Below are 14,503 nucleotides of genomic sequence, written 5' to 3'. Positions count from 1 at the left end.
TAATCAGCCAGGATGAGTGGGTTCTATCCTCCTCTGAAATTCTATGAAGTCCACTGAGGTTGTACAGTGGTGCTTATGTCAGAGAATCAGCAGGTTTCCCCCTACTCCGAATCAGCCCTTGAATCAGTCAAGGTCTGGTCGCGTTCTTCCTTCCTCCTGATAGTTGCTACGGTCGGTACCACCTATTTTGCTGGTACCCTAGCTGTTGCCACCTTGCTCTTAGCGCTACTGACCGTAGCCTGTGCTATCACGACCCTGGTCAAAATGGTTAAGGTGCGTTTCCCGGGGTTCTCCATCATGCTTATGGTCATGATTGTGCTCTGGTCCCTCTTCCTCAGTTTTGGGGCCGGTCTCCAGTTGATTTTTTCCGATGCCTCTTCTGCCTATTCAGAATGTCTGCAAGGGGCTTTGACGATTACCCGCCAGCAGGAGTGTGCTCAAGAAATGAGCGACGGACTCTTCAAGCAGATGATGGGTAACTAGCCTCACCTGGGCACCGTATGAGAAGCCCCGCCCCGCGGTGTGCGGTCTGGGGCTTCTTGAGCAGAGATTCTGCTGATGCGCTTATAATCTGGGTTCTTCCTCAGCTTGATCTTGAAGCTGCTGATTCCAACGGCGGCGCAAGGACTTAGGGCGTTTGACCACGGGGGCGGACTTCTTAGTAGGTTCCGCCTGCCTTTCTTCAGCATCGGCCAAGCTCTTAGGGGCCTCTGCCTCAGAATCAGTTTTTTCTGTTTCTTCGTCGTCCGTTTCGGGCTCTGTTTCAGGCTCAGCATCGGCTAAGTCTTTATCTGCCCTATCGGTCTGTTCTCGGGGAGCGTCCATCGGGGAGTTCGAATGGGCTAGGTTTGGTTCGGTCTCAGGACTGTTTTCTGAAGCTTCCTCTTCCTCAGCCGCCGGGTATTCATCCTTCTCACCCTGATCGCTGACCGCTGCCGTGGCTTTTTTCTTTTCTGCCCGTTCAGCGACACGCTTGGCCTTGGCTTCGGCCTTAGCCTGCTTCTTCTGGGCACGGGTGGGCTTCTGGTCGGCAAATCGCTCCAGTTCAAGGCTGCTATCACGGACCAGCAGATGAGCCAAGCCCAGGCCGATTATCAGACCCAGCACCAGCAGAAGGGCACCGCAAGCGCCGAACAGCAAGGGTGAAGGCCCGACCTCGGTAAAGCGACCAAGCCCCAGGGAACCGTGAGCGGCCCAGCCCAGAAGGAAGAGAAGAATAAAGGAGGGAATAAAGGCAAGCGCGGCAAGGCCCAGGGTGGACAGCGGCCAGGAGATCCAGCGGAAGCGAATCTTAAGAGAAAGCCACTCATCAAAGTGGTTTTCTCCCTCGCGGAAGAACCACCAGCCACCCACAGCACCTGCAATCAGGGGCACCGCCAACCCGATGTAGCCCCAGGGTTCAGCGGTATGCGGAAGAGCGCCCAGTACGGGGAGGGAGGGCATGACGCCCACGCTGGTGCCGGTGGGGCCTACGGAGGTCCCCACGCCCAGGGAGAAGCCTGCGCCGGAGCTCCAGGCCATAGAGTAAATCACCAGGTTCAGGAGCAAACCTAGCTGTAGGAGCGTCAGGGCAAAGCCGCCCACTGCCCCGGAGTGCAAAGCCTGGTAAAGGCCCACCACCTTGTCCCAGTGCACAAAAAGACTGGTCACAAGGAGCAAAGAACCACCGGCAACATAAGCCATAACCCCCACCAGGGAAGCCCGAACCATAGCCCAAATATAGGATCCAGCCCAGCGTGAGTACTGGCTAAACTTCTTGACCCAGTCGGCGGCATCCACACCAATCATGGCAGCTAGGGACCGCGACTCAGCAAAGCCCCCGGCAAGAATACCCAGGGCAGTCACCCACAGGGGAATGATAGCCGCAAGCACCGGTGAGGTGGTGAAATAGTCATCGGTAGATATCAGGCTGATGCCGGCGCTCACCAGCGAGTAGGCCACCATGCCACCTACAAGAGGCTCCCAAAACTGGCCCTCGTAGCTAGCACGGGCCAGCCTGCGACCCGACCTGTAGCACAGGGCCAGCGGAATAAGAGTGAGGCCCAGTGGGACCAGGCTCATCGTCCCAGACACCGCCGAAAAGCTACCCTGCGCGGGTATGTTCATATTCAGGGGGACACCGTGGACCAGCAACCAGATATGGCCCGCCACGGACAGGGCACCGGCAACGGTATCGGTATTAAAACCGTTGGTGTACCAGACCGCTGTGAGCATGAGCCCAACGGTGATATAGGAGACCAGGGCAACCAGAGCAAGTTCAACGGCGCCCTGAAGCCACAGGGGCATGGGAAAGGTTCTTTTGGGGTGCACGGTGGTATTCATCGCCTTTCATCATGTCATGTTTCCTGTCTCTACGCCTGGTCACGAACCGTAAGAATACTAGGTGCGGTGAAAATAACCTCAACCACGGCAGACAACGGACGATATTGCCGGGGAGTAGAGTGTCCCTATGAGTATCGAGAACACCTATGTTTTGGTCACCGGCGCTTCTGCCGGCATCGGCGCCGAGTTCGCCCGGCAGTACGCCGCAGCGGGCTATAACCTGGTGCTGACCGCGCGTAGGGAGAAGACCCTAGAAAATCTGGCTGGCCAGCTCCGCTCAACCTACAGGGTAGAGGTTGAGGTCATCCCCGCGGACCTACTGGTTTCCGGTGACGTTCAAAAACTCGTTGACCGGCTAGCTCAGGCTGAGCACCCGGTGGAAATTTTGGTCAATAATGCGGGCTTCGGTTTGGGCCAGCCTTTTGAGGAGGCCCCCGCCCAGCGGCATCTGGATCAGGTGCAGGTCCTGGCAGCTGTCCCCCTCCAGCTCATGCACGCAGCAATCCTCGCCATGCTCCCACGGGGCAGGGGCCGCGTTATCAATGTCGCATCGGTGGCGGCCTTTACACCAGGTGGCACCTACTCAGCAGTCAAACGGTTTATGGTGGTTGCCTCAGAGTCAGCAAATATCCAGTACCGGGACCGAGGTATTGATGTAACCGCCCTCTGCCCGGGCCTGACCCGCTCGGATTTTCACCATGCCATGGGGCAAGAACAGCCCAAAGTGCCGGGCGTATTCTGGCTCAGCCCCCAGCAGGTAGTTACCGAAGCCATAGCGGCGGTCAATGCCGGCAAACCGGTCTGTGTGCCCTCCCTGCCCTATAAGGTAGCCGCGGGTATCTCGCAGATTATCCCCCGCAGGGCAGTGGCGGCGCTGATTTCCCGCACACGGAACTATTAGAATCCACAGGCTGGGGGTGCTCTTCCCTGCTTAGTCCTCCCAAGGGTTAACAGCGCTAACCCCCCAGGTGCGGTAGACATCGGCTTTCCCCGAAATAATCTCAAGCCGGTGGACGGTCGCTGTGGCCGCCATCAGCCCCTCCAAAACAGCCCTTGCCAGGGGAGCCTGGCACTCAGAGCCCACCGCCTGCAAGGGCCTCTCAGCATGACGACCGGCCCACTCCAAAGACACCCGCGTGTCCACCTCAAGGAGGTGGTCACCAAACCGGTCAATCAGCTCAGCCAGCCACCGTTCAGTCTCCGGGTAGGGGTAGAGCCCTTTAAGCTCGCCCAGGCTTAGCACCGAGACGTACATGGTGCGGTAGGAGTTCCGGCGCAGGCAGTTCACAACCTGCTGGTGAGGGGTAGCCTTGCGAATCTCGGCAAGGACATCAGAATCAAGGAGCAGACCGACGTGGCTCATGCAACTTTCAGCGCACCGTACTCAGGGGCTGGGATACCGCTGGGGTTAGGAGCCAGAAGGAAGTTAAGGAACTCACTGCGCTCATTCGAGATACGCGCATAGTCCTGAATACTGATAGCGACAAAACCACCGCAGGCAGGCGTAGCAGCTGCAGACCTGTTCTTTTGAAGAGTGACATGGGGGCGGGTGTTTGACATATCGCCGTTGCACTTAAGGTGCGCATTCCTTTCGAAACTTGCTCTTGTCTACACCAAACAGCGCCAATATGCGCGATGAAGACCGCTTCGTCATCCGAGCCACCCGTGAACATGGGGTTGGCGTTCAACCAAGTCGGAGCTTGACAGTTGAATCTCTTGAAGCTGGTATAACCATAACTCACACCGCAGGCACCTGTAAACTCTTGCCCAGGTTTTTTAAAACGTGACCTCCCTCTCATCTTCTGGTGCCAGCTCTCATCAGCGTGCGATACGCTAGAAGACTAGGTCTATTTACTCCGCACGCGTGAGGTTTTTTGTGGCAGATTCAGCACCATTTCCCGACATCCCAGTCACAGCACCCGCCATTATTCGGCAGGTGGGCTCAGCCACCTACACCCGGGGGCAGGGCGCTATGCGGAAAGGGAGCGTTATCCGCTACCACTACGACGAAAACGAACGGGTTCTCGAAGGCCAGGTAGCAGGCTCAACAGCCCAGCCCTACAGCACCCGAATCACTTTCCCGGCCCAAGTTGCGGCAGGCTCCTACTCCTTTTCTGCCACCTGTTCCTGCCCCGTGCTCCACAATTGCAAGCACGCTGTGGCGCTCATGCTGACCGCCATCGACCGTTCAGCCAAAGCCAAGCGGGCGCTCACGGCCTCATCAAGCACCTGGACCACCCGCGCTACTGAGAGCGGCCGCACCCGACCCAGCGCAGAAGCCATGCGGGAACTCGAAAAATTTGGCATCACCACCGCCTCATCTCTGGCTGCCCCCCAAGACAGCCTGCCCCTTGAGCAACCTGCTCCCGCCGACAGCACCCCGGACCAGAGCGCCCTACCCACCTGGCGGCGTACCCTGGCCCATTCCCTAGCCGCCCGCCCCGGCTACGACAACCGCAACCACGGAGTATCCGGTGCCCTTGACCTGCGCCTGACCGTCCCCGGCAAATATGGCTGGACCAAAAGCAGCGGCTCACCCCGCATCACCGTTGAAGCTCGCCCCCTGATGATGGGTGCCCGTGACCGCTGGATTAAAGGCGGGCTAAGCTGGGAAAAGTTCTCGGGAAACGCCGCGGGCTCCGCCGGAACCGGACTGCTAGCTGAGCACGCCACCTGGTTCAACGAGTTCTACGCCGTCATTCGCGGCTCCCAATCCATATACACCTCCCACCGCGACTGGGCATCGCTTTCCACCGTAGATTCATCCCTACTCTGGCAGATGCTCCGGGCCGCCGACGATATCAACCTGCCCATTCTGCTCCACGGCAAAGAAACCGGGCTGGTCATTGCCGACACCCCGCAGGTAGAACTGGAACTCACGCCCGTCCCCGAACGCGGCAGCTCCCAGGACGCCCTCCAACTCACTCCCCTGCTCCGCTGGGGCTCCTACACCATTCCGGCAAGCTACACCCACAAGATGGGCACCAACCGGCAGGGCTTAATCGCCCTGGGTGGGAGTGCCCAAGCTAATTACGTAGAAGCTGCCGCCGCCGCCCGCTGGGACTCCGCCCTGCCCTCGGCACTAGCCCATGTGGAGGAAAGCGCCCCCATTCACACCGGCCAGCCAGAAACTCAACAGGCCCACCAGGCACCCGCGCCCCACCAGCACCGCCCTCGCTGGCTCAGCCCAGAAGCCGAGCTAGTCCTTATTCCACTGGACGAACCGCTCGATGCCGTCGCCGAATCCCTGATGTCCAGTCAACCGGTCACCGTTCCTTCCAAAGACCTACCGGCCTTTTTCTCTGACTTCTACCCCGCCCTCACCCGCGCCCTGCCGGTAGCGACCACCTCCGAAAAGCTGGAGCTCCCCACAGTACGCACCCCCTCCCTGGTTCTGACCATCACTTTTAGTGAACCCGGCCCGCCCTTTAGAGCCAGCACCGCCTGGCACTGGGAGTACCCCGCCAACCCCACCGGCACCGACGACGAAACCATCGTGCTCGATGCCCTGGGCTACCCCGGGGAAGACCGCGCCGATATCCGCGACACAGCCCACGAATATCGAGTACTCAAAGACGTCAAGCGAATCCGCCCCGGTGTGCCCTTTACCAAGCACATCACCGAAAACTGGGACACCCGAACCCTGCTCGAAACCTACCTACCCGCCTACCAGAAGATTGACGGGGTCAGGGTTCAGGTCCGGGGGCCACAGCCAGAGTTCAAGGAACTCGACCAGGCCCCAGACATTGTTGTGACCGTTGATGACACCCGCCGCCGAGACTGGTTCGGGCTGGGTATCGCCATCAAGGTCGGTGAATGGACTGTAGGCTTTGCCGACATCCTGGCCGCTCTGGCTAAAAACCAGACTCACCTGCTCCTGGGCAACGGCCAGTACTTTGCCCTGGACCGGCCCGAGTTCATGAAATTACAAGACTTGCTCCGTGAAGCCCAGCAGCTCACCGATAAGACAGGACCCCTGGAAATCAACCGCCATCAGGTAGGCCTGTGGGAAGAACTCGAAGAACTCGCCGCCGAAACCCACACCGTCACCGCCTGGGACGAGCAGGTCAGCGCCCTGCTTAACCTCGAACACCACCGTCTGGCGGAAGTACCCGCCTGCCTGCACACCACCCTGCGCCCCTACCAGGTAGAGGGCTACCAGTGGCTTACTTTCCTGTGGGAGCAGTCCTTGGGTGGCGTGCTAGCCGATGATATGGGCCTGGGCAAGACACTGCAAACCATTGCGCTCTTTGTGCACGCCGCCGAGCAAGCCAGCGAGCGCCGGGAGCAGATGGCACCTTTCCTGGTAGTTGCTCCCACCTCCGTTGTGCCCAACTGGGTACGGGAGATTAAGAAGTTTGCGCCCTCGCTGACCGTGGTAGGAGTCGAGGAATCTGTCCGTAAATCCAAACGCCCCCTGGAAAAGACCATTGCCGGGGCGCAGGTTGTGGTGACCAGCTACGCCCTCTTTAGACTCGATGAGGAAAGCTACTACTCTCTCGGTACCGCCCAGCCCTGGAACGGACTGATACTCGACGAGGCCCAGTTCGTTAAGAATGCCAAGACCAAGGCCCACCAGGCTGCCCGCGACTTACCGGCCCGCGTCAAAATTGCGGTCACCGGTACCCCCATGGAAAACAACCTCATGGAACTGTGGTCCATGTTCTCCATTACCGCGCCGGGGCTCTTCCCCTCCGCCCGCGCTTTTAAAGATTCCTACGCTACTCCCATCGAATCGGGCGAGGAAACTAAAGCTCTGGGCCGCCTGCGCCGCCGGATCCGCCCACTCATGAAACGGCGCACCAAGGAAGTTGTGGCCGCTGACCTACCTGAGAAGACAGACACCCGCATTGACGTCCCACTGGCCCCGGCTCACCGCAAGACCTACGACACCCACCTGCAACGGGAGCGACAGAAGATTCTGGGCCTGCTACAGGATATGGACAAGAACCGTTTTACTATCTTCCAGTCCCTCACCACCCTGCGCCGTTTGGCGCTCGATGCCTCACTGATTGACCCCGAAAAGTACGCTCAGGTGGACTCATCCAAGCTGGACTACCTGGCAGAGAACCTGCCCGAGATCATTCACGACGGGCACCGGGCCCTCATTTTTAGCCAGTTCACCGGCTACCTGCGCAAGATTGCCGACCGCCTCGCAGAGTTGGGCATCCCCTACCTCTACTTGGACGGCTCAACCCGCAACCGGGGCGAGCTCCTGCGGTCCTTTGAAGAGGGCGCCGCCCCGGTCTTCCTCATTTCGCTCAAGGCTGGTGGCTTTGGGCTTAACCTGACCACCGCCGATTACTGCTTCATCATGGACCCCTGGTGGAACCCCGCCGCCGAACAGCAGGCTGTGGACCGGGTCCACCGCATCGGGCAGACTAAGAACGTTATGGTTTACCGCCTGGTTTCCGCCGGGACGATTGAGGATAAGGTCATGGAACTCAAAGAGTCCAAGGCCGCCCTCTTTGATGCTGTTGTTGATGAGGGTGCCTTCTTTTCCTCCCAGCTCACGGCGGCACAAATCAGGGACCTGCTTACCGACGCGGAACCCACCAGCTAGGTAACCGGTGCGGGCTTTCCTTCCAGATGCGGGGGTACCGCGCGTGTTGAGCAGGAAACTGTGTATCTGGCACCAGGACAAGGGTACGAAAGGAGAATAAGGGGTGGCTAAACTGCTGATGGATCTGACCCCTCTGAGCTACTCCCCTGCCTTGAGGCGAATCTGGTTGGGCGGTATTTTCTCCACCGTGGGGTACTCCATTACCGGTGTTGCTATCTCGCTGGAAATCTACGCGCTGACCTCATCGGCGGCGGCAGTAGGAGCGGTTGGCCTGGTGGCGCTGGTGCCGCTTGTTCTGGGTGGCCTCTACGGCGGGGTTATTGCTGATACCTATGATCGGCGCAAGGTGGCCCTGGCCGCGACGCTGAGCTTGTGGGTGCTGACCGCGCTCATGGCCGCTCATTCCTGGCTCAATATCCACTCGGTCTGGGTGCTCTATGCTCTGATTGCCGCCGAATCCCTGTTTCAGCCCATTAACCAGGCAGCTCGCGGTGCCATTATTCCCCGGCTGGTCAAGCCCCGCCTACTGCCAGCGGCCAATACTCTCATGATGTCGGTGGGTACCCTGGGCATGAGCCTGGGCCCCATTCTTGGTGGTGTTCTGGTGGCGACTCTGGGCTATCAGCTGACTTATTCCATTAATGTTCTGGCTATGACGGTGGGTATCTGGGCGCTCTACCGGCTCCCGGCCATGAAGCCTGAGGGCACCGCCGAGCAACCACGGCGCGGCGGCCTGTCGTCCATTGCTGAGGGCCTGCGTTTTGTGCGCGGTAACCAGGTGGTGGGCATGTCCTTCCTCGTGGATCTTTTGGGTATGTTCTTTGCCCAGGCCCGCCCTATTATTCCGGCGCTTGCTGCCCTGTCCTTTGGTGGCGGTGAGATAGGGGCAGGGTTCCTGCTAGCGGCTGGCCCTATCGGGGCTCTCACAGGTATTGCCTTCTCGGGTTTCCTCAAAGACCTCTCGCGCCAGGGCCGCTTTTTGACTCTGAGCTATGCAGGCTGGGGGCTGGGCTTTACAGCTTTCGGTCTGATTGCCTGGGTTTTTGACGGCCAGGGGCAGGGGGCCTCGGTGCGCGAGAGCCTCCTGAGACTTTCGCTGGCGGGGCTTGCTCTTGCTTTTATGGGCTGGGCCGATGCCCTGGGCGGGGTCTACCGTTCTACCATTATTCAGACGGCTGCCCCCGACCATATTCGAGGCCGGATGCAGGGGCTCTTCATTATTACCGTGGTCGGTGGCCCCCAGTTGGGCACCGCTGGGGTGGGGTTTGCGGCTGAGGCTATGGGTGCCCCACTGACGGCGGTTATGGGTGGTGCTCTGGTGATTATCACGATTGCCCTGGCGACGGTGCGTGTGCCGGCCCTATGGCGCTATGTGCCTGAGCCGGTCCCTGATACCCGGCAAATTCCCTCCGTCTAGCCCAGCGGTCTAACAAACACCCGCCCTTTATCTCTTGCCCCCGGACTTATACACCGGGGGCAAGAGAGAAAGGGCGGGTGTTAGATGTAACGGGCCGATTTAGAAGTCAATGGTTGCCGGGTCGGGGCCGATGCGTCCCTCGGCAGAAGAGAGCGCATCAATGGCGGTGATGTCATCATCGGTAAGAGTGACCTTCAGTGACTCAAAGTTAGAGACAATACGCTCGGGGGTCACAGATTTAGGGATAGCCACAATGCCGTGAGCGCGATGCCAGGCCAGGATAACCTGTGCCGGGGTTGCGCCGTGAGCCTGAGCGATTTGACCAATGACAGGGTTTTCCAGCAGGCCAGAACGGTTACCCATACCCAGCGGGCTCCAGGCCTGGGTGATAATCCCCAGCTCTGCGTGCACCTGGCGCAAGCGCTCCTGGGCAAAGTAGGGGTGCAATTCAATCTGGTGAATCGCCGGGGTCACCCCGGTCTCGGCGATAATCTCGCGGAGCTGTTCTTCGGGGAAGTTGGACACACCAATCGACTTAGCCCTACCCTGCTTCTGAAGCTCGATCAGGGCCTTCCAGGTCTCCACGTAGAGGCCCTGAGAAGGCTTAGCCCAGTGAATCAGGAGCAGGTCAACATAGTCGGTGCCCAGACGTTCCAGGGATGCCTCCACAGCGGTCATAGCCTGCTCGTAGCCCTGCTCGTCGTTCCAGACCTTGGTGGTCACAAAAACTTCCTCGCGGGCAAGACCGGAAGCCGCGATAGCCTTGCCGGTGCCTTCTTCGTTCCCGTAGATTTTGGCGGTGTCGATGTGACGGTAACCGGCTTCCAAGGCCAGGCCCACCACCTTTTCGGCTACGTCGTTCTCTACCTGCCAGACACCGTAGCCTAGCTGGGGAATGGTCTTGCCGTCGTTAAAGCTTAGACGGGGTGCAGAAGTCATGGAAGGTATCCTTTCGCGGGGGGTTGGCTACCTCCCACTGTATGCCCGTGATCTGGCTCCCGGCTAGTAGTGTTCGGTAGTGGTGAACCAGATCTTAGGCTCAGGGACGTTTTTTACCTTTGTGCTGGGCGCCCCGCCCACGATGAGCCGATCGGGTATCTTCCAGAAGCAGGGAAAGCGAAATACGGCGGCGCTGAGGGTCAGCCTCCACCACCCGCACCTGCACAATCTGCCCCGAGTGGACGATGGTGTGCGGGTCTGAGACAAAGTTTTCGCTCATCTGCGACACGTGAATCAGCCCGTCCTGGTGAACCCCAATATCCACGAAAGCACCGAAAGCAGCCACGTTCGAGACGGTGCCCTCCAAAATCATGCCCGGGGCCAGGTCCTTGATGTTTTCCACGCCCTCAGCAAAGGCGGCGGTGCGGAAGCAGGGGCGGGGGTCGCGCCCGGGGGCGCTAAGTTCAGCAAAGATATCGGTAACGGTGGGCAGGCCCACGCTCTCGGTCACAAAGTTACGGGGGTCAAGCTGGCTGAGGGCTTCTGAGGGCACCCGGCTACCGTCCAAGCCACCGGCGGCCTGCACGATGGTGCGGGCCAGCGGGTAGGACTCGGGGTGAACCCCGGAGGCATCCAGCGCTTCGCTCCCACCCACAATGCGCACAAAACCAGCGGCCTGCTCGTAGGCTTTAGGCCCCAGGCGGGGTACATTGAGCAGGTCACGGCGGCAGGTGAAAGGGCCGTGCTCGGTCCGGTAGGCCACAATATTCTCGGCAATCGTCTTATTGAGGCCAGCTACCCGCGCCAAAAGAGCCGGGGAGGCAGAATTGACCAGCACGCCTACCGCGTTCACGCAGTCCTCTACCACAGCATCTAGTGAGCGCGTCAGGGCTGCCGGGGTGACGTCGTGCTGGTACTGGCCCACGCCAATGGATTGGGGGTCAATTTTGACCAGCTCGGCCAGGGGGTCTTGCAGGCGGCGGGCGATGGAGACGGCTCCGCGCAAGGAGACGTCTAACCCGGGCAGTTCACGCGAGGCCAGTTCTGAGGCGGAATAGACTGACGCCCCGGCTTCGGAGACCACGACCTTTTGAACGCCCCGGTGTCCTGCGGCGGTCAGGCCTTGAATGAGCTGGCCGGCCAGCTTATCGGTTTCCCGGCTGGCTGTGCCGTTACCCACCGCAACCAACTCTACTGAGTGCCGGGTCACCAGTTCTTCCAGGGTGGTCAGGGCGGCCTCCCACTGGTTGCGGGGGGCATGCGGGTAGATCACGGCGGTCTCCAGCACCTGGCCGGTAGCACCCACCACGGCCACTTTAACCCCGGTCCGCAGGCCGGGGTCCAGTCCCAGGGTGGGGCGGGAACCGGCCGGGGCGGCTAGCAGAACATCGCGCAGGTTAGAGGCAAAGACGGCAATGGCATCCTTCTCGGCCTGCTCAAAGAGCTGAGTACGCACCTGGCTGGCAAGACGCGGGAGCAGCCGTTGCCGCCAGGCCAGCCGCACCGTCTTGGCCAGCCAGCCCAGCACCATCTGCTCATCCGAGACAGTGTTGAGTACCTGGGCACCAATGCCCAGGGCCTCAGCTACGGTGCGTTCGTACCAGCCGCGCTCGCGCTCGTATTCCTCGGACAGAATCTCGGCGGCTTCGCGGGCCGCACCCTTGAGCTGGCTCTTGGGCGGGGGCAGAACATCTACATCGATATTGACTTTGACGGCCCCGGCTTTCTCCGCACGGAACAGGGCCAGCACCCGGTGGGAGGGGATCCGCCGGATTTCTTCGTTGAACTCAAAGTAGTCACTGAACTTAGCGCCGGTTTCCTGCTGTCCAGCAATGAGCCGGGAGGTAATCACACCCCTGCGAGTAAAGCGCTGGCGCAGGGTCTCTGCCAGGGTGGGGTCGCTCACGGCCTGTTCAATGAGCAGAGCACGGGCACCCTCCAGGGCATTCTCAACGGAGGCGACGGTAGCTTCTACGGTTCCGGGTTTAGCGCCTGCAAGCTCCGGCTCAACGTAGGCATCGGCAATATCTGCGGTGGGGGCAAAGGGTACTTCTAGCAGGTCCTCCACCAGAGAGTCCAGGCCGGCTTCGCGTGCTAGGTAAGCCAGGGTCTTGCGCTTGGTCTTGTGCGGGGCGTAGAGGGCTTCTAGCTCGTTCTTTGTCGGTGCCAGCGCCAAGGCCCGGGCTAGTTCCTCGGTCAGGACAGCCCGCTCGTGCAGGGTATTGACGATGGCTACCCGGCGCTCTTCCAGCTCGCGCAGGTAACGCAACCGCTCAGCAAGGGTACGAAGCTGGGTATCGTCTAACCCACCGGTCGCTTCCTTGCGGTAGCGGGCGATAAAGGGGACGGTAGCGCCGTCATCGAGCAGGGCTAGAGCCGCTATCACCTGCTCTGGCCGGACGCCCAGCTCCTGGGCAATCCGCTGCTCAATGGGGGAAAGTTCTGCCTCACCTGCTCTTGTCATAGTTTCTAGTTTCTCATTAAGACAGAGTGCCCAGAACCTATGCCGCTAGGCGGGCTATTTATACCGTGCTGACCGGCCAAGGCACCGCCTTGTACCATGGCAGGTTCGAGAGTCATAATGAGCTTATTTGTCTGTAACAGTTGGGCCTATGGTGGTCAGACAGGTGCCCAGCCACCTAAAGTGGTGTCAGGGGACTCAGGATCTCATATATCTATGGCCTAGCCTCAGCTACAGGTTTCTTCCCCCTCCAGTTCACCCGTCCCCTTTGCTTTGGAGAACCACGTGCCAGATGCAACCGATTTCGAATACGCCGACTTCTGCGAGAATTATGGCTCCTTGCTAACCGGCCTCGCCCGTATGGGGTGGACTGCATCTGAGGCCTTTAGCCGGATCGTTGTTCTTTACCCCAGCATTGACCGTGAGCTGCTAGAACGCGCTATCAACTCGGGCCGCTGGGTCTTTGAGGGCCGCAAAGAGCAGATTCACACCAATGTGCTGATGGCTTCAGCCCTCTGGTACGCGGTTGCTATCACCTACGACCTAGAAGCTGACTACGAGTACGCCGCGACGGGCCTTGACCCCACCATCGTCCAGGACCTGCCCCGCATGCTGGAATCTTTCTCAGTACCCGCTCAGGTGATCGCCGAGGTGGTGGGCCGCATCGGTGCCGCTCTCAAATACATGGCAGAGCACCCCTACACCGAGCTCGATGAGCAGACTTACGACGATTTTGTAGTCAACCTACCGGCAGAAGTTGATTACATCTCTCGGGACGACTTCGCCTGGCCGCCCTCTCGCGCCCTCATCGAAGACCGCCTGGGCAACCGTTCCTGGAGCAGGGCTCTGCTCAAAGTCGGCATCTGCCCGCCGCATGCGGACTCCCACGGGCTCAAACTGGCCGCAACGAGCCTGAGCGAACGCACCTTCCGCAATACCCTGGGCGATTTCCTCAGCTACTGCATCCGCTACGACCGTAAACCCTCCGTCTTGCTCTACGGTAGCTGGGCCGAAGACCCCGCCCGTACTGGCCGGGTGCCTCACCTGGGTGCTGTCCGCGCCAAATATGACTCTTGGAACCGGGCCCTACAGGTAGGCCGCCAGATGATTAGTGATGCCCTGAGCAGCGCGGCCGCCAGCATACCCGCTGGTGGGGGGCATCAGCAGGCTTCCGCGCCCACAGGCTCCCTCAAAATCAAAGATATCCAGGCGCAGGGAATCGGCGTTGTCCGACCCAAGTCTCTCACCGACGATGAGCAGATAGCCCGTGCCTGGCAGGAACTCACCGATGTCATGCGTCAGCGCCTTGAAGAGCTCCCCTGGAACCTGTCCCTACGCCTTTACTACATCTCACCGGAGGTTGTAGAAACCGGTGACTACACCAGCTACGTCAATATCCTGCGCTCACCGGCTGGCTATTTCTGTGAACTCACCTCACCCGACGAGTTTGAGACAGTCCTGGTTCAGCTCGACACCCAAGCCCTGCTCAACCGGGGCTGGACCGCCCCCACGGGCTCAGGTCGCTGGACCCGGAACTTCCTCTCTGTGGCAGACGCCGCCGATGGAATTATTAGCGCCATGCGCATGGGCATGGGGTGCGGCCAGCCTGACTACTACCAGTCTGATGACCCCACCGGTAGCGCCACCGTAGATGTTGCCCACCCTGGCACCGGGTCTATCCCCATGGTGCCGGTAACAGGCCAAGGCTACGTTGTGGTCGAGGACTTTAGCTAAAGCTCACCTCCCGCTCCGTTTGAGGTTCTGAGCCCTGCGCTTTCTTGCGCGCACCGCTAGAATGGTG

10 protein-coding genes and 1 riboswitch are annotated in these 14,503 nt (G+C 60.0%); of the genes, 5 read left to right on the top strand and 5 right to left on the bottom strand.

The window, feature by feature from the left end:
* Positions 1-75 precede the first annotated feature (75 nt).
* Positions 76-483, top strand: a complete 408-nt coding sequence (locus ACN085_RS08465) for a hypothetical protein (RefSeq protein WP_419099946.1) — start codon at positions 76-78, stop codon at positions 481-483.
* Between the two features lie 81 nt (positions 484-564).
* On the opposite strand, the gene ACN085_RS08460 is transcribed toward ACN085_RS08465, so the two are convergent.
* Positions 565-2,286: a DUF6350 family protein gene (locus tag ACN085_RS08460; RefSeq protein ID WP_419111240.1), complete on the bottom strand. Its 1,722-nt coding sequence runs from the start codon at positions 2,284-2,286 to the stop codon at positions 565-567.
* Positions 2,287-2,449: 163 nt separating this feature from the next.
* On the opposite strand from ACN085_RS08460, the gene ACN085_RS08455 reads away from it, so the two are divergent.
* Complete coding sequence (locus ACN085_RS08455; RefSeq protein ID WP_419111239.1) at positions 2,450-3,223, top strand: SDR family NAD(P)-dependent oxidoreductase; 774 nt, start codon at positions 2,450-2,452, stop codon at positions 3,221-3,223.
* A 30-nt stretch (positions 3,224-3,253) separates the two neighbouring features.
* Here ACN085_RS08455 and ACN085_RS08450 read toward each other — a convergent pair whose 3' ends face one another.
* Together ACN085_RS08450 and ACN085_RS08445 are read right to left on the bottom strand one after the other, a co-directional pair.
* Positions 3,254-3,685: a plasmid stabilization protein gene (locus tag ACN085_RS08450; RefSeq protein ID WP_419111238.1), complete on the bottom strand. Its 432-nt coding sequence runs from the start codon at positions 3,683-3,685 to the stop codon at positions 3,254-3,256.
* A complete protein-coding gene (locus ACN085_RS08445; protein ID WP_419104369.1) occupies positions 3,682-3,882 on the bottom strand; it encodes a nuclease PIN in 201 nt (66 codons plus the stop codon). Before ACN085_RS08445 ends, ACN085_RS08450 begins: the two co-directional genes overlap by 4 nt.
* 35 nt (positions 3,883-3,917) lie before the next feature.
* Positions 3,918-4,044: riboswitch (SAM riboswitch) on the bottom strand.
* Between the two features lie 154 nt (positions 4,045-4,198).
* On the opposite strand from ACN085_RS08445, the gene ACN085_RS08440 reads away from it, so the two are divergent.
* Complete coding sequence (locus tag ACN085_RS08440; RefSeq protein ID WP_419111237.1) at positions 4,199-7,885, top strand: SNF2-related protein; 3,687 nt, start codon at positions 4,199-4,201, stop codon at positions 7,883-7,885.
* Between the two features lie 103 nt (positions 7,886-7,988).
* On the top strand, positions 7,989-9,302 hold the full coding sequence (locus tag ACN085_RS08435) for an MFS transporter (protein ID WP_419104367.1): 1,314 nt from the start codon (positions 7,989-7,991) through the stop codon (positions 9,300-9,302).
* A gap of 99 nt (positions 9,303-9,401) precedes the next feature.
* Here the strand turns inward: ACN085_RS08435 and ACN085_RS08430 are convergent, their stop codons facing one another.
* Entirely contained in the window at positions 9,402-10,241 is an 840-nt protein-coding gene (locus ACN085_RS08430; protein ID WP_419104366.1) for an aldo/keto reductase, read from the bottom strand.
* A 100-nt stretch (positions 10,242-10,341) separates the two neighbouring features.
* The gene (locus tag ACN085_RS08425; protein ID WP_419111235.1) at positions 10,342-12,705 is read right to left on the bottom strand and encodes a Tex family protein; all 2,364 of its coding nucleotides are present in this window, start codon (positions 12,703-12,705) and stop codon (positions 10,342-10,344) included.
* Between the two features lie 282 nt (positions 12,706-12,987).
* On the opposite strand from ACN085_RS08425, the gene ACN085_RS08420 reads away from it, so the two are divergent.
* On the top strand, positions 12,988-14,436 hold the full coding sequence (locus tag ACN085_RS08420) for a TY-Chap domain-containing protein (RefSeq protein ID WP_419111234.1): 1,449 nt from the start codon (positions 12,988-12,990) through the stop codon (positions 14,434-14,436).
* Positions 14,437-14,503: the final 67 nt, after the last annotated feature.

It is taken from the genome of Rothia sp. P4278, assembly GCF_048512945.1.
Taxonomy (GTDB): domain Bacteria; phylum Actinomycetota; class Actinomycetes; order Actinomycetales; family Micrococcaceae; genus Rothia.
This window is presented reverse-complemented; position numbering and strand designations above follow the sequence as displayed.